Source organism: Pseudomonas sp. HP_08, from assembly GCF_055284095.1.
This window is the reverse complement of record NZ_JBTOQC010000001.1, coordinates 78789-99376: the sequence shown is the minus strand read 5'-3', so window position 1 is coordinate 99376 and position 20588 is coordinate 78789. Positions and strand designations below refer to the sequence as shown.

General features: G+C 62.2%; 19 protein-coding genes. 11 read left to right on the top strand and 8 right to left on the bottom strand.

What is annotated here, in order from left to right:
- The first annotated feature begins 83 nt into the window (after positions 1-83).
- Genes ACYAS9_RS00485 through ACYAS9_RS00465 form a run of 5 tightly spaced genes read left to right on the top strand, consistent with a single transcriptional unit; the run spans position 84 to position 5664 of the window.
- Positions 84-755, top strand: a complete 672-nt coding sequence (locus ACYAS9_RS00485; RefSeq protein ID WP_463566379.1) for a methylamine utilization protein — start codon at positions 84-86, stop codon at positions 753-755.
- Complete coding sequence (locus ACYAS9_RS00480; protein WP_463566378.1) at positions 755-3100, top strand: bifunctional diguanylate cyclase/phosphodiesterase; 2346 nt, start codon at positions 755-757, stop codon at positions 3098-3100. The genes ACYAS9_RS00485 and ACYAS9_RS00480 overlap by 1 nt, the downstream gene beginning before the upstream one ends.
- A 1-nt stretch (position 3101) precedes the next feature.
- Positions 3102-3977 (top strand): DUF3034 family protein, encoded by an 876-nt coding sequence (locus ACYAS9_RS00475; protein WP_463566377.1) that lies wholly within the window; start codon positions 3102-3104, stop codon positions 3975-3977.
- The gene (locus tag ACYAS9_RS00470) at positions 3977-4405 is read left to right on the top strand and encodes a group I truncated hemoglobin (protein WP_463566376.1); all 429 of its coding nucleotides are present in this window, start codon (positions 3977-3979) and stop codon (positions 4403-4405) included. The genes ACYAS9_RS00475 and ACYAS9_RS00470 overlap by 1 nt, the downstream gene beginning before the upstream one ends.
- Before the next feature lie 41 nt (positions 4406-4446).
- Entirely contained in the window at positions 4447-5664 is a 1218-nt protein-coding gene (locus ACYAS9_RS00465) for a GAF domain-containing sensor histidine kinase (RefSeq protein WP_463566375.1), read from the top strand.
- Here ACYAS9_RS00465 and ACYAS9_RS00460 read toward each other — a convergent pair.
- A complete protein-coding gene (locus tag ACYAS9_RS00460; RefSeq protein ID WP_463566374.1) occupies positions 5657-8050 on the bottom strand; it encodes a glucose/quinate/shikimate family membrane-bound PQQ-dependent dehydrogenase in 2394 nt (797 codons plus the stop codon). The genes ACYAS9_RS00465 and ACYAS9_RS00460 overlap by 8 nt on opposite strands.
- 279 nt (positions 8051-8329) lie before the next feature.
- Here ACYAS9_RS00460 and ACYAS9_RS00455 point away from each other — a divergent pair, with 279 nt between their 5' ends.
- Positions 8330-8560: a VF530 family protein gene (locus ACYAS9_RS00455; RefSeq protein ID WP_459749489.1), complete on the top strand. Its 231-nt coding sequence runs from the start codon at positions 8330-8332 to the stop codon at positions 8558-8560.
- Complete coding sequence (locus tag ACYAS9_RS00450) at positions 8560-9180, top strand: Pr6Pr family membrane protein (RefSeq protein WP_463566373.1); 621 nt, start codon at positions 8560-8562, stop codon at positions 9178-9180. The genes ACYAS9_RS00455 and ACYAS9_RS00450 overlap by 1 nt, the downstream gene beginning before the upstream one ends.
- 33 nt (positions 9181-9213) lie before the next feature.
- Here the strand turns inward: ACYAS9_RS00450 and ACYAS9_RS00445 are convergent, their stop codons facing one another.
- The 4 genes from ACYAS9_RS00445 to ACYAS9_RS00430 all read right to left on the bottom strand — a co-directional run bounded on the left by ACYAS9_RS00445 (position 9214) and on the right by ACYAS9_RS00430 (position 14603).
- Positions 9214-9990, bottom strand: a complete 777-nt coding sequence (locus ACYAS9_RS00445) for a siderophore-interacting protein (RefSeq protein WP_463566372.1) — start codon at positions 9988-9990, stop codon at positions 9214-9216.
- Positions 9987-10547: a PadR family transcriptional regulator gene (locus ACYAS9_RS00440; protein WP_463566371.1), complete on the bottom strand. Its 561-nt coding sequence runs from the start codon at positions 10545-10547 to the stop codon at positions 9987-9989. The genes ACYAS9_RS00445 and ACYAS9_RS00440 overlap by 4 nt, the downstream gene beginning before the upstream one ends.
- Positions 10548-10662: 115 nt before the next feature.
- Positions 10663-13758 (bottom strand): transglycosylase domain-containing protein, encoded by a 3096-nt coding sequence (locus ACYAS9_RS00435; RefSeq protein WP_463566370.1) that lies wholly within the window; start codon positions 13756-13758, stop codon positions 10663-10665.
- A 236-nt stretch (positions 13759-13994) separates the two neighbouring features.
- A complete protein-coding gene (locus ACYAS9_RS00430; protein WP_463566369.1) occupies positions 13995-14603 on the bottom strand; it encodes a LysE family translocator in 609 nt (202 codons plus the stop codon).
- A gap of 108 nt (positions 14604-14711) precedes the next feature.
- On the opposite strand from ACYAS9_RS00430, the gene ACYAS9_RS00425 reads away from it, so the two are divergent.
- Entirely contained in the window at positions 14712-15638 is a 927-nt protein-coding gene (locus ACYAS9_RS00425; RefSeq protein ID WP_463566368.1) for a LysR substrate-binding domain-containing protein, read from the top strand.
- Positions 15639-15710: 72 nt separating this feature from the next.
- On the opposite strand, the gene ACYAS9_RS00420 is transcribed toward ACYAS9_RS00425, so the two are convergent.
- Together ACYAS9_RS00420 and ACYAS9_RS00415 are read right to left on the bottom strand one after the other, a co-directional pair.
- Positions 15711-16865: an OpgC domain-containing protein gene (locus tag ACYAS9_RS00420; protein WP_463566367.1), complete on the bottom strand. Its 1155-nt coding sequence runs from the start codon at positions 16863-16865 to the stop codon at positions 15711-15713.
- Between the two features lie 198 nt (positions 16866-17063).
- Complete coding sequence (locus ACYAS9_RS00415; protein ID WP_463566366.1) at positions 17064-17432, bottom strand: hypothetical protein; 369 nt, start codon at positions 17430-17432, stop codon at positions 17064-17066.
- Between the two features lie 226 nt (positions 17433-17658).
- Between ACYAS9_RS00415 and ACYAS9_RS00410 the strand changes: the two genes are divergently transcribed.
- The 3 genes from ACYAS9_RS00410 to ACYAS9_RS00400 all read left to right on the top strand — a co-directional run bounded on the left by ACYAS9_RS00410 (position 17659) and on the right by ACYAS9_RS00400 (position 19588).
- Positions 17659-17940: a type B 50S ribosomal protein L31 gene (locus ACYAS9_RS00410; protein WP_463566365.1), complete on the top strand. Its 282-nt coding sequence runs from the start codon at positions 17659-17661 to the stop codon at positions 17938-17940.
- Positions 17941-18092: 152 nt separating this feature from the next.
- Positions 18093-19184, top strand: coding sequence for a D-alanine--D-alanine ligase (gene ddlA / locus ACYAS9_RS00405; RefSeq protein ID WP_463566364.1), 1092 nt, complete (start codon positions 18093-18095; stop codon positions 19182-19184).
- On the top strand, positions 19181-19588 hold the full coding sequence (locus tag ACYAS9_RS00400) for an NUDIX hydrolase (protein WP_463566363.1): 408 nt from the start codon (positions 19181-19183) through the stop codon (positions 19586-19588). The genes ddlA and ACYAS9_RS00400 overlap by 4 nt, the downstream gene beginning before the upstream one ends.
- Here the strand turns inward: ACYAS9_RS00400 and metR are convergent.
- Positions 19585-20502 (bottom strand): transcriptional regulator MetR, encoded by a 918-nt coding sequence (metR, locus tag ACYAS9_RS00395; RefSeq protein WP_463566362.1) that lies wholly within the window; start codon positions 20500-20502, stop codon positions 19585-19587. The genes ACYAS9_RS00400 and metR overlap by 4 nt on opposite strands.
- Positions 20503-20588 lie beyond the last annotated feature (86 nt).

The window sequence follows — 20588 nt, the reverse complement described above, 5'->3', positions numbered from 1 at the left end:
GCGAGCGGTAATCTGCAAGCCAGACACATCGCTGCCAGGGTTGGCTTAACTTTCCGGCATTGGCCGTTGTGGATGAGTTCAGTATGACCAACGTTTTTTCTCGCGTGCTGCTGGCAGCCATGTGTGTGTGTTCTGTAGCGAGTGCGAGTGCAGCGACCCTGACCGCACAGATGTTCGATCGCCAGGGCCAGCCGCTGGCCAACACGGTCCTGACCCTCAAGGGCAGTGGCGCGGCACCGTCCGCGGCGCTCAAGGCCAGCATGGACCAGCGCAATCAGGAGTTCGTGCCACGGGTTCTGGCCGTGCGCACCGGCACTCAAGTGTCCTTTCCCAATAGCGATGACATTCGCCATCAGGTGTATTCCTTCTCGCAAGCCAAGCGCTTCGAACTGCGGCTTTACGAGAAGACCCCGTCGGAGCCTGTGCTGTTCGACAAGCCCGGTCTTGTGGTGCTGGGGTGCAATATCCATGACTGGATGCTGGGCTATATCTATGTCACCGACGACCCATGGTTCGGCGTGACCGATGCCAGCGGCCAGCTTAAGCTCGATCAACTGCCAGAGGGGCGCTACACCGCGACCCTCTGGCACCCGCAAAACGAAGACCTGCAACCGGTGGCCGGCGGTGACATCGAGGTTCCGGCAGGCGGCCTGAGCAAGCGTTTCGACCTGGCCATCGATGTCAAGCCTGAAGAGCCGTCGTCACGTCCTGCGCCGGGGGCCTTTGGTGATGCCTTCCATAAGGCTGCGCATTAATGAAGCTTCGTCTGAGCTTTCAGGCGCGCATTGCCGGCGTGCTGATCGCCTTGCTGCTGGTGGTGATCTGCGCGGTGTTTGTGGCCGTCAAATTCGCCACCAGCGATGCGGTGCACAGCCAGGCCCAGGCGCAGCTTGAGGTCGGCAGCCGGGTTTTCGAACGCCTGATCGACCTGCGCGGCCGGCGGCTGCGCGATGCGGTGCAACTGCTGGCGGCTGACTTCGGCTTTCGCGATGCAGTGGCCAGCTCGGATGCTTCGACCATTCGCTCGGTGCTGCTCAACCATGGCGGGCGCATCAATGCCAGCGACATGTTCCTGTTGGGCATGGACGGCAAGGTCATCGCCAGTACCGAGCCTGAAGTGCCCGAGGGCTCGAAGTTCATCTACGATCAGGCGCTGCGCAACGCCAAGCGCAACAACCAGTCGATGCTGATTGTGCCGGGCGGTGGCATCCCGCACCTGTTGGTCGAAAGTACCGTATTGGCGCCGCTGCCACTGGGCCGTGTGGTCATGGGCTTTACCATCGACAGCGACATCGCCAAAGAGATGCTCTCGCTCAGCGGCCTGGAGGTGTCGTTTTTGACCATCGAGAACGGCCAGCCCGGCAACCTGATCAGCACCCAGCCAGAGGGCATGCATCCCAGCCTGGTCGCGCTGATGCAGTCGTCGGCGGGCGGGCAGATGAACATGACCGAACACGCGGACCTCAAATTTCTCAGCCAGACTTTGACCCTTGCCGACTCCGGCGAAGGGCAGGTACTGGCCTTGCTGCAAAGCCCGCTGGACAAAGCCTTGCAGGCCTTTGAGCCGCTGGATCAGAAGATTTTCTGGATATCCCTGGCCGCCTTGCTGGCTTCGTTGATCGGCACCCTGGCCCTGGCGCGCAGCGTGTCGTTGCCGGTGCGTGCCCTGGCGCTGGCCGCCAAGCGTATTGGTGATGGCGATTACCGCACCCCGGTGAACATGGCGCGCCAGGACGAACTCGGCATGCTGGCGGGCGCGATCAACAGCATGCAGCACGGCATTGCGGTGCGTGAGGACCAGTTGGCGCACAACGCCTTGCACGATGCAGTGACCGGCCTGCCCAACCGGGCGCTGGTCATGGAGCGTCTGGGCAGCTCGATTGCGGCCGAACGGCCGGTGGCCCTGATGTACCTGGGCATCGACAATTTCAAGTCGGTTCATGACAGCGTGGGAGCCGAGGCGATGGACCTGTTGCTGCGCGAGCTGGGCCAGCGCCTGCAATCGGGCCTGCATGCCGGCGACACGGTCGCGCGGCTGACCGCCAACGAATTTCTATTGTTGCTCGACCACACCAGCAGCGACAGCGCAGTGGGTCGCGGCGACCAGTTGCAGCGCCTGCTCAACGAGCAGCAGCACGTTGATGGCCACGATATCGCGCTGGAATGCTGCATCGGCATCGCCGTCTACCCCGAGCACGGCGATGCTGCACAAGAATTGCTCAATCGCGCACTGATTGCCCGCAAGGATGCCGCCAGCCTGCCGGGCCGCCTGCATATCTATGAAGACGGCCGCGACCTGGCCCACCAGCGCCAGATCAGCCTGATCCGCGATTTGCGTAAAGCGCCTGGCAACGGCGAGCTGCACCTGCACTACCAGCCCAAACTGGACATTCGCCAGGGCCATGTACGCCAGGCCGAGGCTCTGTTGCGCTGGAACCATCCGCAGTTCGGCAACGTCTCGCCGGGCGAATTCATTGTGCTGGCCGAGCGCACCGGCAGTATCCAGTTGCTGACCACCTGGGTCATCAGCGAAGCCGTGCGCCAGGTGGCCGAATGGCGCCGGCGCGGCCTGTTCGTACAGCTGTCGGTCAACGTCTCGGCCGACGACCTGCTCGGTGGCGATCTGGTCGGGCATGTGACGCATGTGCTGCGCCTGCATCAGGTGCCGGCCGAGCAATTGATTTTCGAGATCACCGAAAGCGCCATCATGAGCGAGCCGGAGCGCGCCCTGGTCGTGCTCAATCGCCTGCGCGAATGCGGCATCAGCCTGTCGGTGGATGATTTCGGCACCGGTTACTCCTCATTGGCGCACCTCAAGCGCCTGCCGGTGCAGGAACTCAAGATTGATCAGTCATTCGTGCGCAACCTGGATGAAACCAGCGAAGACGCGGTGATTGTTCGTTCGACCATCGAGATGAGCCACAACCTGGGGCTCAAGGTGGTTGCTGAAGGCGTCGAGTATGAGCACAGCCTGCAACTGCTCGAACGCTGGCACTGTGATACGGCTCAGGGTTACCTCATCAGTCGACCGCTCAGCGCGGTGGCGTTCGAGGCCTGGATTACCAAGAGCCATACCTCCACCGGCCTGATGGTTCACTGACATGCACTACCGGATTTCATGCTTTTCAAGTTGCCTGCTGAGCTGCGTGCTGGGCGCTGTCGCGCCGCAGGCCCTGGCCGATAATGGTCGTCTGGTTGCTACCGGCGGCGCCGGCAGTATCGAAGGTGCCGCCGGCGGCGGGATCATTCCGTGGGCGGTGATCAGCGGCTACAGCGAAGAGGGTGAGTGGGGTGCGACTGCCGCTGCCACTCACGTCGACCTGCCGGACTACACCTTCGATGTGGCCGGGGTGACGGTGTCGTATGGCAACCGCGTCGAATTTTCCTATGCGCACCAACGCTTCGACCTGGGCACTTTGCAGCGCAACCTGAGCCTGCCCGAAGACAACCTGACCCAGGACGTCTTTGGTGTGAAAGTGCGGCTGTTCGGCGATTTGATTTTCGACAACCTGCCACAGGTGTCGCTGGGCGTGCAGTACAAGCACCAGAACGATTTCCTGATTCCCAGCCTGGTCGGCGCCAGGCGCGATGCCGACGTCGAAGGCTACCTGACCGCCAGCCGGTTGTTCATTGGTGGGGCGTTTGGCTACAACCTGCTGCTCAACGGCGGGGTGCGCTATAGCCGGGCCAACGAAACCGGCCTGCTGGGCTTCGGTGGCGACCGCCGCGACAGCCGCAGCCTGCTCAAGGAAGGCTCGGTGGCGGTGCTGTTCAACCCGCATTGGGCCGTGGGCCTGGAGTACCGCGAAAAACCCGACAACCTGTCGTTCGCCGGTGAAAGCGACTGGGCCGATGTGTTTGTTGGCTGGTTCCCCAACAAGCATTTCTCCGTGGTCGCAGCCTACGCCCGGCTGGGCGAGATCGCGACCCTGGAAGACCAGAACGGCGCTTATGTGTCCTTGCAGGGAGGATTCTGATGAAGCGTCTGTTCGCGTGCCTGATGTTCCTCGTGCTGGTCGGTTGCGCCCAGCCCCCGCAGCCTGCCAAAGACGACAGCCTGTATCAGGCGCTGGGCCAGCGTGCCGGTATTCAGCGCATCGTCGAAGGAATGTTGCTCAACGTGGCGCAGGACGAGCGCATCGTTGAACGCTTTCGCCGGGTCAACATCGTGCTGTTGCGTGACCGTCTGGTGGAGTTTTTCTGCGTTGAGGCCGGCGGCCCATGCACCTACGGTGGCGACAGCCTGGCGGAATCGCACAAGGGCCAGAACCTGACCCGCAGCAACTTCAATGCACTGGTGGAAAACCTGATCAAGTCCATGGATGAACAGAAGATCCCGGTGCCGACGCAGAATCGCCTCATCGGTCGCCTGGCCGCGCTGCGCGGGGACGTGATTGGCAAGTAGGCGTATGATCGTGGCTTTCTCTTGAACCGGGCCTGGATGTCATGACGGCAAAAGACTTCTCCAGCGATATCGGCGCCATCGACCGTATCGATTCGGTGCCGATCATCCTGCGCATGATGAAGCAGATGACCGGCATGCGCTTCGCTGCCGTGGCGCGGGTCACCGAACAGCACTGGGTGGCGTGCGCCGTCGACGACTCGATTGATTTTGGCCTCAAGCCTGGCGGTCAACTGGTGATCGATTCCACCATCTGCCATGAAATACGCCAGCATCGTCAGCCGGTGGTGTTCGGCCATGCCAGCGAACACCCGCTGTATGCCGCGCACCATACGCCGCGTATCTACCAGTTGCAGAGCTACGTCTCGATTCCGATTGTGCAGGCTGACGGGCACTTCTTCGGCACCTTGTGTGCCATTGATCCGGCGCCGGCCGATGTCGAAGACTCCAGCCTGCTGGCGACCCTGACGCTTTTCGCGCAATTGATCGCCGCCAACCTGGATCTGCAACGCGATCTTGAAATCAAAGAGCATGCCCTGTCCGACGCCGAAGAGGCCGGAAGATTGCGCGAGCAGTTCATCGCCGTGCTCGGCCATGACCTGCGCACGCCCTTGAGTGCCATTCGCATGAGCGCCGAGCTGCTGCAGGCGCGCGTCACCAACGAGCGTGAGCAAAAGCTGGCGGCGGCCATCGGCAAGAGTTCACAGCGCATGGGCGCCTTGATCGAAGACGTGCTGGATTTCGCACGCGGCCGGCTGGGCGACGGCATCACGGTGCGGCGTGTCTGGGTCGATGACCTGGAAGGGTATTTTCAAGCCGTGGTCGGCGAAGTGCTGGCGTCGAATCCGGACAGCCAGATAGATGTCGACTTGTGTCTGGGCTCGGGTATTTACTGCGACCCCGGACGGATGGGGCAACTGCTCTCCAATCTGCTGGGCAATGCCGTGATCCACGGTGCGCGGCAATCGCCGATCAAGCTGGTGGCGCGTATCGACGAGGGCGACCTGATGCTGTCGGTGGCCAACCAGGGCGAGCCGATTCCCGTGGCCCTGATGCCTTTGCTGTTCCGGCCGTTCACGCGCTGTGAAGCCGGTGCGCGCGGCGAAGGCCTGGGGCTGGGCCTGTACATCGCCGCGCAGATCATGCAAGGGCATGAAGGCACCTTGTCGGTCACCTCCGATGCGCAGCACGGCACCTGCTTTGTGGCCCGTTTCCCGGTCCGGCAGATGCCAGTACCGGGTTCGGTCCCACCGGTTATTTAGGCAGCTTGTAAGCCACCACATAATCCCCTTGTTTTGTCCCCAGCGAGCCATGACCGCCGGCCATCACCAGCACGTATTGCTGGCCGTCCTTGCCGGTGTAGGTCATCGGCGTGGTCTGTGCGCCTGCTGGCAGGCGCGCTTCCCAGAGTTGCTTGCCGTTACGCAGATCGTAGGCGCGCAGATACTGGTCCAGCGTACCGCTCAGGAAGCCCAGGCCGCTGGCAGTGGTAATCGTGCCACCCAGACTCGGCACGCCCATGGTCAACGGGATCGGCACCGGTGAGCTGTCGCGCACGGTACCGTTCTTGTGTTTCCAGATGGTCTTGTGGGTGGTCAGGTCCACAGCTGCCACGTAACCCCAGGCCGGTGCCTGGCAAGGCAGGCCCATGGGCGACAGCAAGGCCTCAAGAATCACCCCGTATGGTGCGCCCTTGTTGGGCTGCACGCCTTCGGTCTCGCTCTTGCGGCCAGGGCCTGCTTCAACCTCGGCGGCCGGCACCAGTTTGGAGCGGAACGCCATATAGCTTGGGTTGACGAAGGCGATCTGGCGCACCGGATCGACCGAAATACCGCCCCAGTCGAACACCCCGAAGTTACCCGGATACACCAGCGTGCCTTGCAGCGACGGCGGGGTGAACGGCCCTTCGTAACGCAACGACTTGAAGTCGATGCGGCACAGCAGCTGGTCGAACGGCGTGACGCCCCACATGTCGCGTTCGCGCAGCGGCGGCGGCATGAAGTTCAGCTCTGACTTGGGCTGGGTCGGCGAGGTACGGTCACCTTCGACCGCGCCTTGCGGCACCGGCACTTCATGGATCGGCACGATAGGCTCGCCGTTGCGCCGGTCCAGCACATAAATGCTGCCCTGCTTGGTCGAGGCCAGCACCGCAGGCTTGAGGCCGTCGGCGGTTTTCATGTCCATCAGCGTTGGCTGGCCACCGACGTCCATGTCCCACAGGTCGTGATGGGTGAACTGGTAGTGCCAGCGCAACTGACCGGTGGCGATGTCCAGCGCGACCAGGCCGGCGCTGAATCTCTCAGAGTCTTCGGTGCGGTTGCCGCCCCACTGATCGGGCATCTGGTTGCCCATCGGCAGGTAGAGCAGGCCGAGGTTTTCATCGACGCTGAACATTGACCACATGTTGGGCGAGTTGCGCGTGTAGGTCTGGCCTTCGGCAATCGGGGCGGTCTGCGCAGGATTGCCGCTGTCCCAGTTCCACACCAGGCGGCCGGTGCGCACGTCAAAGGCGCGGATCACGCCGGACGGCTCGTCGACCGAAACGTTGTCAGTGACGTGCCCGCCGATCACTACCAGGTCCTTGGTCACCGCAGGCGGCGAGGTCGAGTAGTAACCGCCGGGCGCAAAGCTGCCGATATTGGTTCGCAGGTCGACCGAACCCTGGTTGCCGAAGCCTTCGCAGACCTTGCCGGTGTCGGCATTCAGCGCGATCAGGCGGGTGTCGGCGGTGGGCAGGAAGATTCGCCGCGGACAGCTAGTGGCCGCGACGTTTTGTGCGGCTGGCGTCGCGCTATAAGCCGCTTCGTCGTGATAGGCCACGCCACGGCAGGTCATGTGTGCCCAGCCCTTGAAGTCCTTGGCGCTCTGGGTGCTGATCTTCGGATCGTAGCGCCAGATTTCCTTGCCGCTGTCCGGGTCCAGCGCAATCACCTGGCTGTGCGGGGTACACACGTACAGCATGCCGTTGACTTTGAGCGGGGTGTTTTCTGCGGTGGTCTCGCCCGGATCGCCCGGCCCCGGAATGTCGCCGGTGCGGAATGTCCAGGCCGCTTCGAGCTTATGCACGTTCTCGGGCGTGATCTGCGCCAGTGGCGAATACCGGTCGCCGTAGGCGGTGCGGCCATAAGACTGCCAGTCGCCGTCGGGCATGGCTGGCGCGCTATTGGTGATGCCGGCTGTTTCGCGATCCAGCTGACCTTCGATACGCCCTGGATGGGTGAACTGGCTGGCGATGGCGGCAAGGCCGGCCAGTGCCACGGCAATACCCAGGCCGCCAGTGTGCAGGCGCGCGGGGCGATCGATCTGCAGCGGGCGACGTACCCAGGGCAGCAACAAGACAATACCCAGGGCAAACCACAGTGCCAGGCGCGGCACCAGTTGCCACCAGTCCAGGCCCACCTCCCAGAGTGCCCACACGGTGCTGGCGAACAGGATGATTGCGTACAGTCCCAAGGCCGCGCGATGGCCCTTGAACAGCAGGATCGCAGTCACCATCAGCCCCAGGCCGGTCAGGATGTAATACGTCGAGCCGCCCAGTTGCAGCAGCCTGACCCCATAGGCCAGCAGGAACAGCCCCATCAGCAACACAACTACCCCGAGCAGTCTCGGCAGCAGACGGTTGCGCCCAATAGCACCTTCAGTGCTCATAGTGCGAATCTCCGTGAAGGTTAAGTAACTGGCACCGTATTGATCATTGTTCTGGTGCCACGCCCCCGAACGCCGGGGCAGGATGCAGTTGCACACAGTGCAGACGTCGGTGGTAACAAAACGTTTCAGCGAGATTCGGGAAACAGGACGGATGGCGGGCAGCAAGGCCGGTGCTGCAGCTAGAGTTTTCCAGCAGCACTTCTTGCTTCAGCACTTCCCGCCGCGCACGCGCTGGGCTAAGGTGCGCTGTTTTCACCCAGCCTCACATCAAGGTATGACATGACAACACCCTCCAACGACCCGCTGCACGGCGTCACGCTGCAAGGCATCCTCGAAGCGCTGGTCGCGCACTATGAATGGTCGGGGCTGGCCGAACGCATCGATATCCGCTGCTTCAAGAGCGACCCGAGCATCAAGTCGAGCCTGACGTTCCTGCGCAAGACCCCGTGGGCACGGGAAAAGGTTGAAGGCCTGTACGTGAAGTTGCAGCGCACCAAGCGTCCATCGTAATGCGCCGCTTCGTTCTGGTCGCCGCCTCCCTGGGCTGGTTTGGCCTGGCCGTTCAGCAATACCTGATTTTTCTTGGCCGTTGGGCCGATCACGCCAGCCTGCTGGGCGGGCTGGTGCGCTTCTTCAGTTTTTTTACCGTGCTGACCAATACCCTGGTGGCGGTCGCCTTGACCTGCGCGCTCAGCCGCCGCGATGGTCCCGGCTGGCGGTTCTTTCGTAATCCTGCGGTGTGCAGCGGTATCGCCGCCAGCATCGCGCTGGTAGGGCTTGCCTACAACCTGCTGTTGCGCCACCTGTGGCAACCGCAAGGCTGGCAGTGGATTGCCGATGAACTGCTGCACGACGTGATGCCGCTATTGTTCGTGATCTATTGGGCGTTGTACGTGCCAAGGGCGGCGCTGGGCATCCGCCATATCCTGCTGTGGATGCTGTACCCCATTACCTACTTCGGTTATGTGCTGCTGCGCGGCAATGCGCTCGGCGACTATATGTACCCGTTCATCGATGTCGGCACCATTGGCTTTACCCCGGCGCTGCTCAATGCAGGCGGCGTACTGGCAGGTTTTGTGCTGATCGCGCTGCTGGTACTGACAGCGGACCGTTTGCTCAAGAAGGCTTGAGAGGCCCGACCCGCGAGGATCGGGCGATGGCGATCAATGCGCTTCGGGCTCGGATTCATCCAGGCGCCAGTAACCGGCGGCCTTGACGAATTCGTCGTCCAGTCCCAGGTCATCCAGCAAGATGCGCCGTGCCTTGCGTGACAGCGCCGCCTCGGTCGCCACCCAGGCGTAGAGCTTGCCTGCGGGTACTTGCACATCACGGATAACGTCGAGCAGGTCCTGCTCGCCGCGCACCACCCAACTGACGTCGACCTGGGCCTGGCTGGTCAGCGGCTGGCGCTCTTGCAGGTTGGCCACCTCGATCAGCACCCGCGCCGTACGTCCGGCCGGCAATTCTTCAAGGCGCCGGGCAATTGCCGGGATCGCGGTTTCATCGCCAATCAGCAAGTAGCTGTCGAAGATGTCCGGCACCACCAGCGAACCACGCGGGCCGGCGATGTACAGAAACTGGCCGGGCTGCACCTGGGCGGCCCAACTGGCAGCAGGGCCGTGACCGTGCAGCACAAAGTCGATGTCCAGCTCGTTGGTGTGCGCATCGTAGCGCCGTGGCGTGTAGTCGCGCATCGCCGGGCGCGGGCCTTCGCTGTCGCGGCCCAGGCTCAGGTTTTCCAGCGCCGCCTGCTCTTCAGGTGTGCGTGCAAACAGCAGCTTGACGTGATCGTCGGCGCCCAGGCTGATAAAACCCGCCAGGTCAGGCCCGTGCAGGGTGACGCGGCGCATCAGCGGCGTAATGTCGGTCACGCGCAGCACTTCGAGCTTGCGGCGTTTGATTTCATGCATGACGCGATGGATCGATTGAGGTGAATTCATAAAGGTTTCTCGGCTTGGGAATGAGGGCCGTCGGCAATGGCTTTGGCGGTGTCGTTGAGCAGGTCGCGCACGCGCAGGATTTCTGCGGGCGACCAGCGGCCGTGGTGCATGTGCAGCGCGTGGCGCAGGTTGTTCACGGCCTCGTGAATTTCCTGGGGCCGGTCATGGCCGCGCAGCGAGCGCTTGCTGACTTCGATGCGCATGCGCACGCCGTCCATGGCGACGGCCTGTTCGTCCAGCCAGGCGCGGCCGGCTTCGGTCAGGGCATAGCGTTTTTTGCCAGCGGCGGCATCGCCCTGAATCAGTTCGCTTTCTTCAAGAAAGGTCAGGGTCGGGTAGATCACGCCAGGGCTCGGGCTGTAGGCGCCCTCGAACATGGCTTCGATCTGGCGGATCAGGTCATAGCCATGGCAAGGCTGCCCGGCAATCAGGTCCAGCAGCAGCAGCTTGAGGTCGCCGGGGGCAAATACCCGAGGCCCGCGCCCGCCACGTTCGCCGCGTTCGCGGCCACCACGCTTGTCGGCGTGAGGGCCTGCAGGGTGAAAGTCATCTTTCATCAGGGTTCTCGTTGTTACGTTTAGATATACCTTAAGATATATCTTTACGTCTTCGCAAGCACCTTGTCTGGAATTATTCTCATTTGAGAATCAAGTATCTGATTCTCTTGCAAATTTAAAGTGGCGGGGCTGGACCACACATGGCCAGGCCATGGTCTTCCAGATACGGCGTGAGAATAGGCGCCATGCCCTTGAGCACCTGCACCGGCAAAGCAGAGGTAAAGCGATAGCCTTCGGCGGCGCGGCCAGGCACATAGGCGGTGAGCGTGCCGAAATGGTGGTCGCCCAGATAGAACACGAATGTCGCGGTACGGTTGATCGCCCGTGACTGCAGAATGCGCCCGCCAGAGCCGACACTTTCGATACGGTTATCCCCGGTGCCGGTCTTGCCGCCCATGGCCAGCACACTACCGTCCTGGAGTTTGAAGGTGCCCAATACGCGCTTGGCGGTACCGCTGTCGACCACCTCCGACAAGGCCTCGCGCATGGCCGTGGCCACCTCGGAGGGCAGCACGCGCTTGCCCAGGTCGGGGTTGATGCTCAGTCGGGTTTCATAAGGCGTGTCGGCGGCAAGGTGCAGGCTGTCGATGCGCACCGTCGGCAGGCGGATGCCGTCGTTCTGGATGATTCCGATCAACTCGGCCAGCGCCGCCGGGCGGTCTCCGGAGCTGCCGATGGCGGTCGCCAGCGACGGCACCAGATGATCGAACGGATAGCCCAGGCGCTGCCAGCGCTGCTCGATATCGAGAAACGCCTCGACCTCCATCATGCTGCGGATGCGGCTGTCGCGGGCGCTCTTGTGCCGGCTCTTGAACAGCCAGCTATAGACTTCCTGACGCTCATGCACACTGGCGGCCACGGCGTCCTTGAACTGCGCTTGCGGGTTGTCGAGCAAAAAGCCCACCAGCCACAGGTCCAGCGGGTGGACCCGGGCAATGTAGCCCTGATCGGGCAAATCGTAAGCGCCGGGGCCATAGTTTTTGTACAGCTCGGTCAGGCGTTTGTCCGTGACCTTGGCCGCTTCGCTGTCGGCCAGGCGCGTACGGACAAAGGTGTTGAAGGTTTTCTGATCGGCCTGGGGCTGCAAATAACGATGCACCGCCGCCAGGCGCGAAGCGGTGGGGCGCATGCCGTCCAGAAAGGTCTCCAGGCGCGCTGGCGAGGTCTTGTCCTTGTAGCGTTTCCAGAACCGCAGCAGGAACACCCGGCCTTCGCGGTCGGCAAACTGGCTCAGGTATTCCTGACGGCGGGGATCGCTATCGTCCTTGAGCAGTTCGGCACTGTTGCCGGGCGCCTGATAGGTGCTGTAGCGCACCACATCGCGCATCAGGCGAATGAACGGCAGGTTGATCGACTCGCGCAGCGACTCACGCAGCGTCGGCAGCCGGCCGTTGTCCTGGCTGCGAAAGTTGTTAAAGCGGTGCAGCCCGCCACCGGTGAAAAAAGCCTCGCCGGGGCTTGCCGAATAACGCCGGTCGAGCGCGGCGGCAAGCATTTTCGAGAGGTCGCGGTCCGGGTTCTGGATCAGGTAATCCAGTGCCCAGCGCGTCAGCCGGTCAGGCTCTTCGACCGGCACCTTGCGCAGCTCGCCGGTGCTGGTCTCGGCATAGCGCTGGTGCAGTTCGGCGATGATTTCCAGGTACGTGGTCAACACCCGCAACTTGGCGGTGGAGCCCAGTTCCAGCTTGCTGCCTTCGTTGATATCGAAGGGCTGGTCGGTGCTGTCGGTCTGCACGCGCACGCGAAAGCCGTCCGGCGTGCCTTCGAACAGCGTGAAGCTGTAGCGCACCTGCGCGGTGCTGGCCGGGCTCAGCAAGCGCTCACCGATCAGGCCCAGGCTGGCCGCGAATGTCGGGTCGGCCAGCTCGCGCAAATAGCGGGTGACCTTGTCCTGCAACTCGCCCTGCAACGTGGTGGTGGCCGACAAGTCGAGCCGGTCCAGGTCGTAGAACGGCCGGTCGAGCATGTTCGACAGGCGACTGCGTGCCACGCTGATGCCCTTGTTGTTTTCGATGGGTTGCCAGGTGGGCTGCTGTTCCCAGTCGCGGTAGGTCAGCTGCCGGGCCAGCGCGGCATCGGCCAGCGGTTGCTCGATGATGCCGGCACCGGCCAGCACGCGCAGATGGCTATCGATCAGGTCCGCCAGTTCGGCGCGGCCCTTGGACAGGTAATACGACGGCCGCCGCTGGGCAATCACCAGCGCCAGCACTTCGCGCAGGGCCAGGGCTTTTTCATCCAGCGCCTGAGGGGTGTCGGTGTTGCCAGACAGAACCTGGTTGGTGCGGGCAAAGTCGGCGCCGAACCAGACCCGCAAGCCTTCGGCCAGGCCATGCACTTCGCCATGACCCGGCACGGCCGACAGCGGCACGCTGTTGAGGTAATCGCGCACCACGCGCTGGCGCGCCGGCAGGGTCTGTTCGCCTTGCTGGTAAACCCGCACGCTGGCCGAGAACATCTGCCGCAGTTTCTCGATGCCGGTCTGGGTCAGGCCATCGGGGGAGTGCCGGTACTTTTCCAGTTGTGTGGCCAGCGTGCTGCCGCCCGCCGACTGGCCGGGCAGTGACAAGCGCTTGGCGACTTGCGACCAGGCCGCTTTGACAAAGCGCGGCCAATCCACCGCCGGGTTGGCCAGCGGCTGTTCGGGGTCAAGCAGGTTGCGGTTCTCGATGAACAACAGGCTTTGCACCACCAGCGGCGGAATGGCGGCAAACTCCGCATAAAACTGCTGCGGATAACTGAACTGGTACAGCGGCGCGGCGCGGCAATCGGTGATGGTCAGCCCGGTCTGGATCTTTTCCTGATAGGGCACGAAAAAACCGAGTTGGCCATAGCGCATCAATTCCGGCGAAAAGCGCGTTTGTTCGGCAATCAGGTAATCGCGCTTGAGCAAACGCTGGGTGAAGACCTCCAGTGCCGAATAGCCCAGGCGCTTGTCGAACGGCCCTTCGCCCGGATAAATACGCAGATCGCTGGGGCCAGGCTCAAGCTTCCAGGTCAGGTCGGCCGCCAGTCGCGAGATTTCTTGCGCCTGCCAGCGCGAGCTGCGGCTTTCCATCGCCAGGGCCACACCCAGCCCCACGCCGCCCATGACCACCAGCACCCAGAACACTCGCCAGCCGTAACGCTTGCGCGGCGAAGGTGAGGGCGGCGCTGGCGGGTGATCAGCGCAATCCGCCGCTTGCTCAGTATCTGAATGCCGTAATACGCCCATAGACAATTGGCTCCGGCCATCCTGTTGAACCTGCTTGAGGGCACCTCTAAAAACTACCTGCGTCGTCATCACTGCGTTAAAAACAGGCTCAAAATGCTCATTTACAATGTGTAAACTCCGCTTTTTCGCCCGTTTTTGCCTTGCGCTGACTTCCTCGGCAACGTTTTTAGAGGCGCCCTGAAACAAGCGTAGACGCAGACCGGAGAGAGCAGCGGAAATTGTCAGGCAATCTGCCGCTATGTCAGCCACTGATGCAGGTTATGAATCACACCGGCAACAGCGATCAGCAGCAAGGCGATGCCCGAGCAGCGGCTGATCAGATGGCCGCCGAGGCGCCGTGCCAAGGTGCCGGCCAGCACAATCCAGGCGCCCAGCACCAATAGATCGATGATGATCCAAAGTAAGGAAAGCAGCGCCAGGCTGGTGTTCAGCGATGTGCTGATCTGCAGAAATTGCGGGAAGAAGGCCAGGAAGAAAATGATGTCCTTGGGGTTGGAGATGCCCACCATGAAGCCGCGCCGCACGCCGCCATGGCCCGTGCTGTGGGTGACGGCTTGCGCGGTTGTGTTACGCAGAATTGCCAGCGCCATCCAGGCGATAAACAGGCAGCCGGCCAGGCTGAGAACCGTCAGCAATTGCGGAGCGATGGTGGTGCTGCCGATGATCAGCCAGGCTGCCACAGCCATCAGCACCAGCGATGCGGCGTTGCTGCCCAGTGCGGTGGCAATGGCCGGGCGACGGCCTGCGCGGCTGGCCGTGTTGACCACCAGCGCCACGACCGGGCCGGGCGTGGCGATCAACAGCAAGACGGTGGCGATATAAGTGAGGGTCAGGGCGATATTCACAGTGCGGTGTCCAGAAGCTGAGGACGCTGATTCTTGCGTTGCACCGCTGCGTTGTAAAACGGGTTAAGTTCTGCCCTACTATTAGCTTTACTCATCATCGGACAGGGCATGACTGAACGGATCCCGGCGCTGTATTCACTGCGTGCCTTTGAAGTGGCGGCGCGTCTTGGCTCGTTCAGCAAGGCCGCGCAGGAACTGTCGGTCACCCAGAGTGCAGTCAGCCACCACATCAAGAATCTGGAGTCGCTGTTCGATTGCGCGCTGTTCGAACGTCATGGTCCCAGGTTGAGCCTGACCGATCAGGGCCGGTTGCTGGCCGATGAACTCAAGACCGGTTTCAAGATCATCGAAAATGCCTGCGCACTGCTCAAGGTCGATCGCCATAACGTGCGGCTGAAGGCGCCTTCGACCCTGACCATGCGCTGGCTGCTCAAGGCCCTCGACCGTTTTCGCCAGGCCGGCAATCACTGCAACGTGCAGCTTTCCAGCGTGTGGATGGATATCGACACGGTGGACCTTTATACCGAGCCCTATGACTGCGCCATCCTGCTCGGCCCCGGTCATTTCGGCGCTGACATCGACAGCTGCAAGCTCTTCGATGAGTGGCTGATCCCGGTCTGTCACCCGGATTACCTGCCCGACGAGCCTGCGCTGTCGCGGCTCAATGACGTCGAGCTGCTGCATCCCTCCGCCGACCGCCGCGACTGGCGCCGCTGGCTTGAGCGCGCTGGCGCCGGTCAGCGAATCAATCTGCAACGCGGTCAGTTGTTCGACACCCTCGACCAAGGCATCAGCGCCGCCGTGCAAGGGCTGGGCGTGTCGGTGGCCGACCTGCTGCTGGCCAACGCCGAACTGCGCAGCGGGCAACTGCGCCTGCCGTTCAAACAGGCAGTGGCGACGGGAGATGGCTATTATCTGGTGTGGTTGAAGAGCAGCCCCAAGGGGAAGCAGATGCGAGTGCTGCGTGATTATTTGTCGGGAGCGGTGCCGGGGGAGGTGGATGAGCGCATTGAGTATTTGAACGGCTCATCCTGAGGCAGAAAAGTGATCAGGCCAGGTCTGGAAAACCTTGGCCTGATCACGTTGCAGAACGTCTGAAGGCGCCGCTTACTGCGAAGCCGTTCTCAACTTGCCACTCTCGACAGGCACTTTACTGGCGCCCAGCCGCTTGTTCAGCTCCAGCCCGTTGGCCATCAGCATCATCAGGCCCAGGCCTGCAATGGCGGTGGTCACCTGCATGGGCCAGGTATCACCGGCCAGGGCATTGGCGGCATCGGCCAGCGGGGCGAGGAGTACGCCCAGGCAGAAGACTTCCAGCGAGTAGCGGCCCATCAGGCAGGTCTGGCGGGCGGGCCAGTTGTCGAGCCAGTTGGCATGAGTGGGCAGCAGTTTGGCGGTGACATAGACCAGCGCCACGAAGTGCAGCAGGCGTACCGGCGCCAGGTCGGTCTTGCTGATCGGGTAGAGGTGTTCCAGATGCAGGCTGGCGACCAGCGCGGTGTGGATGTGCGGCCATTTTTCGCTGAAGGTCAGGGCACCGGCAATCAGCACATAGATCGCGGCCAGCGCGAACAAGGGTTGCTGAGTCAGGGGACGGTTGTCTGCGGTGCGCGGGCGTTCGTTGTACAGGGCAAAGGCGCCGCCCAACACGAACACCAGTTGCCAGGCCACCGGGTTGAAGTACCAGACGCCGCCGCCTTCGTACGAGCGCAGGTTCCAGCCGTACAGCGGCACCATCATGTACAGCGCGAACGACAGGGCCACGGCCAGTTCGACCTTGCGCAGCATCAACGGCAGGATCAGCGGCAATGCCAGCAACAGCAGGATATACAGGGGCAACGGGTCGGTAAGGTTGGGCTTGAAGCGCAACAGCAGTTCATCGGCCAGCGCCTGCTGCGGATTGCCGACAAAGTGTTCAAGGCCCATTTGCTGGACCATGTCGCGGGTTTCGACATAGTTGTTGGCCACGAACACGATGCCCATCAACAGGGTCAGCAAAAAGATGTGGACGACATACAGCACCCAGGTGCGCCTGAGGATGCGTACGCTCGCCACCAGCCAGCCGTCGCGTCGGGAGATGCGTCCGTAGGCCAGGATGGAGGCGTAACCGGCGAGAAATACGAAAATTTCCGCAGCGTCGCTGAAACCGAAATTACGCACGGTCGATTGCGCGAGGGGGTTGTCCGGTACGTGATCCCAGAAGATGAAGATCAGCGCCAGGCCTCGAAAGAAGTCGATTCGATAATCGCGTCCGTTAGTCATAACGGTGGGCTCTTGAAAAATGTCGATGAATTAGAGACAGGCGCATGATGGCCTTGGTTGCCTACCGTCAGTCAGAGTCGCCGGGGCGAGGCAGGGTCGCCGGATTCTACGGCAAATGCAAAAAATGCCCTATTACAGAATGTCTCGGTGCAGCGGTCTGGCCCGCGCTTATGGGCCATAAACAACACGGTGCTGAACTCAGCTCTCCATCACCCAGGGTTTTATCTGCCGGATGCGCTCGACCATGCTGTAGACATCTTCGCGTCCTTGCGGGCTGGTCCAGCGCAAATGCTCGATCAGTTCATGTTCTTTGGGGTTGAGGGCGACAAATCCCAGCTCGTCGGCCTTGCGCATGAAACCGTCACGCGGCTCGGTCGGGGTGCTGGCGGCGATCACTTCCTGCAGCGCACTTTGCAGCATGGCCACATAGCCGACCAGCATCGACGGGTTGCACAGCACATCGGTCTTGTTGACGTAGCTGTCGAGCAAGCGCAACGAGTCGCGAGCCTCGATCAGGCGGGCATAGGCGTGCGGGGGGAGGTCATAGGTGACAAGGGTCTCGGACATGAAAAATCCTGCTGATAGAGGTGATGTCGTGCGCGGCGACCCGATGGCACTCGAGTGAGCGCAGCCGTATGGCCGGGCCACGATCTGCTGGAGGCGGGCGAAACCTTAGCGGCAAGTGCCGGCCTGATCAAGCGACGCCATGGCACCGGCTAGCCGGTTGATAATCGCAGGATGATGCTATATGTTACTGTATAACGTAATCATCAACCCCCGAATCGGAGCTATCATGAGACCTGATATTCACCCTGCTTACCGCACCGTCCTGTTTCACGACACGGCAGCCGATGTGTTCTTCCTGATCGGTTCGACCGTCGACACCTCGCGTACCCATGCGCACAGCGACGGCCAGACTTACCCTTATGTGGCACTTGATGTGTCCAGCGCCTCGCACCCTATCTACACCGGGCAGCAGCGCAAGACCACTACCGAAGGCCGCATCGCGGGCTTCAACAAGCGTTTTGCCGGTTTTGGTTCGGCTGCGCTCAAGGACACAAGCGCCGCACAATGATCTACATGACACCGCCGGGCGGTCATTTATCGTCGTACACATGACCACTCGGCATCTTTTTTTCCGCATTTGCCTGCTGCGACAGCCGGCCCACTGGACTCCCCTCGGTATTGCTTTTATCTTCGCGGCCTGAAAAACAGGAGTACCGCGCTTTGAAAAAATCAGTCGCCATCGTCTTCGGCGGGCAATCCAGCGAGCACGAAGTTTCGTTGCAGTCGGCACGCAATGTCATCAATGCCATCGACCGTGCCAGCTACGACCTGACCCTGATCGGTGTCGACAAGCTGGGGCGCTGGCTGCGCTTCGATGAAAGCGATTATCTGCTCAATGCCAATGACCCGGCGCACATCAGCCTGAGCGACTCAGGCACTCAGCTGGCTTTGTTGCCGGGCAGCACCGGCGGGCAATTCATCGAGGTCGAGTCCGGCCGGAGCCTGCCGCGTATCGAGGTGGTTTTTCCGCTGATTCATGGCGCTTTCGGCGAAGATGGCGCCCTGCAAGGTTTGCTGCGCCTGCTGGCTATTCCTTTTGTCGGCCCGGATGTGCTGAGTTCGGCCGCCTGCATGGATAAAGATGTAACCAAGCGTTTGCTGCGTGATGCCGGTATTGCCGTGGCGCCGTTCGTGGTGCTCGAACGCGGCCAGACGCTGGCCTTCAATGAAGCGGCCGCGCAACTGGGCGTGCCGATGTTCGTCAAACCGGCCAGCCAGGGCTCTTCGGTCGGGGTCAGCAAGGTCACCGATGAAGCCGGCTTGCAGGCTGCCCTGGCGCTGGCATTCGAATACGACCACAAGGTCTTGATCGAGCAGGGCATGGTCGGGCGTGAAGTGGAATGCGCCGTGCTGGGCAACCGCCAGCCGCAAGCCAGTGTGTGTGGCGAGGTGATTGCCAACGACGACTTCTATGCCTACGACACCAAGTACCTCAACGATGGCCAGGCGCGTACCGTGATCCCGGCCGAGCTGGCGCCGGACCTGGCCTTGCAGGTGCGTGAAGTGGCCTTGCAGGCCTACCGCGTGCTGGGGTGTGCCGGGCTGTCGCGGGTGGATTTCTTTGTCACCGAGGCGCGTGACATCGTCATCAACGAGATCAACACCATCCCCGGTTTCACCTCGATCAGCATGTACCCCAAGCTCTGGCAGGCCAATGGCCTGACCTATGCCGGGCTGATCGACCGCCTGATCGAACTGGCGCTGGAGCGCGGTGAAGAGGCCCGTCTGCTGAAAAGAGAGGTCAACCTGTGAACATCATCGACATCGCCGCCGCGCTGCTGGTTGGCGCCGACGGCAGGACCTTGCTGGTGCGCAAGCGCGGCACCCGCGCGTTCATGCAGCCGGGTGGCAAGATCGAAGCCGGTGAGCCGCCCGTGCAAGCTTTGGCGCGGGAGCTCGAAGAAGAACTGGGCCTGCGCATCGACACTGAGCAAGCGCTGTTTCTCGGTGAATTCAAGGCGCCGGCCGCCAACGAGCCGGGGTTTGAAGTGCGTTGCCAGTTGTTCCGCGTGGCCTGTGACGGCCAGGTGCAGCCGGCGGCCGAGATCGAAGAAGCGGTGTGGGTCGATGCCCAGGCCAGCGCTGCGCTGGAACTGGCGCCCCTGACCGGCGAGCTGATTCTGCCGGCCTACTGGCAAACCCTGCAAAGCGCTTAACGCACCGCGCTGACCCCGTCCAGGGTGGCGAAAGAGGTGTCTTTGGCGGTGAGCAGAAAATCCCTCATGTAGGGCACGTCGAGCATATCGGCGCGAATCGCCGCGTGCAGGGTGGCGAACAGGCCCTTTTCGCCCAGGCGCTTGCCCTTCACATAGCCGCGCGAGCTGTATTCATGCAGCGCCCAGTGCGGCAGGCCACAGACCCCGCGGCCGCTGGCCACCAGTTGCATCATCATCACCGTCAGCTCTGAGGTACGCACCTGGGCCGGCTCGACATCGGCCGGCTCCAGAAAGCGGGTAAACACATCCAGGCGGTCACGCTCCACCGGGTAGGTGATCAGCGTTTCGGTAAGCAGGTCTTCCGGCACGATGTACGGCCGGCTGGCCAGCGGGTGCTGGTTGGCCACCGCCAGCATGGCTTCATAGGTGAACAGCGGCACATAGGTGATGCCCGGCAGGTCCAGCGGGTCTGACGTCACCACCAGATCCAGATCGCCACGGGCCAGCGCTGGCAGCGGCGCGAAGGAAAACCCCGAAGACAAGTCCAGCTCGACCTCCGGCCACGCATCGCGGAACTGGTCGATGGTCGGCATCAGCCACTGAAAACAACTGTGGCACTCGATCGCCATGTGCAGACGTCCGGCGGTGCCGCCTGCCAGGCGCGCCATGTCACGCTCGGCACTGCGCAGTTGCGGCAACATCGAATCAGCCAGCTGCAAGAGGCGCAGCCCCGCGCTGGTGAAACGCACCGGCTTGGTCTTGCGCACAAACAGCGGCATACCCAGACGCTCTTCAAGTTCCTTGAACTGGTGAGACAGCGCCGACTGGGTCAGATGCAGACGCTCGGCGGCCTCTACCAGACTGTCGGCTTCGCGCAGGGCATGCAAAGTCTTGAGATGACGAATTTCCAGCACGGCAGACGCTCCATGAGCAGAATTTGTGATTTATTAAAATAAGGTGAGTCTGTCTCATGATCAGGCCGATGTCGATCCCTCCACTC

Excerpts from the sequence above, each read along its gene's own strand:
- ACYAS9_RS00485 (WP_463566379.1), top strand. The coding sequence starts at position 84 with ATGACCAACGTTTTTTCTCGCGTGCTGCTGGCAGCCATGTGTGTGTGT.
- ACYAS9_RS00410 (WP_463566365.1), top strand. The coding sequence starts at position 17,659 with ATGAGACCTGATATTCACCCTGCTTACCGCACCGTCCTGTTTCACGAC.
- ACYAS9_RS00415 (WP_463566366.1), bottom strand. The coding sequence starts at position 17,432 with ATGTCCGAGACCCTTGTCACCTATGACCTCCCCCCGCACGCCTATGCC.
- ACYAS9_RS00435 (WP_463566370.1), bottom strand. The coding sequence starts at position 13,758 with ATGGGCGTATTACGGCATTCAGATACTGAGCAAGCGGCGGATTGCGCT.
- ACYAS9_RS00455 (WP_459749489.1), top strand. The coding sequence starts at position 8,330 with ATGACAACACCCTCCAACGACCCGCTGCACGGCGTCACGCTGCAAGGC.
- ACYAS9_RS00420 (WP_463566367.1), bottom strand. The coding sequence starts at position 16,865 with ATGACTAACGGACGCGATTATCGAATCGACTTCTTTCGAGGCCTGGCG.
- ACYAS9_RS00445 (WP_463566372.1), bottom strand. The coding sequence starts at position 9,990 with ATGAATTCACCTCAATCGATCCATCGCGTCATGCATGAAATCAAACGC.
- ACYAS9_RS00470 (WP_463566376.1), top strand. The coding sequence starts at position 3,977 with ATGAAGCGTCTGTTCGCGTGCCTGATGTTCCTCGTGCTGGTCGGTTGC.
- ACYAS9_RS00460 (WP_463566374.1), bottom strand. The coding sequence starts at position 8,050 with ATGAGCACTGAAGGTGCTATTGGGCGCAACCGTCTGCTGCCGAGACTG.
- ACYAS9_RS00450 (WP_463566373.1), top strand. The coding sequence starts at position 8,560 with ATGCGCCGCTTCGTTCTGGTCGCCGCCTCCCTGGGCTGGTTTGGCCTG.
- ACYAS9_RS00480 (WP_463566378.1), top strand. The coding sequence starts at position 755 with ATGAAGCTTCGTCTGAGCTTTCAGGCGCGCATTGCCGGCGTGCTGATC.
- ACYAS9_RS00425 (WP_463566368.1), top strand. The coding sequence starts at position 14,712 with ATGACTGAACGGATCCCGGCGCTGTATTCACTGCGTGCCTTTGAAGTG.
- ACYAS9_RS00465 (WP_463566375.1), top strand. The coding sequence starts at position 4,447 with ATGACGGCAAAAGACTTCTCCAGCGATATCGGCGCCATCGACCGTATC.
- ACYAS9_RS00440 (WP_463566371.1), bottom strand. The coding sequence starts at position 10,547 with ATGAAAGATGACTTTCACCCTGCAGGCCCTCACGCCGACAAGCGTGGT.
- ACYAS9_RS00475 (WP_463566377.1), top strand. The coding sequence starts at position 3,102 with ATGCACTACCGGATTTCATGCTTTTCAAGTTGCCTGCTGAGCTGCGTG.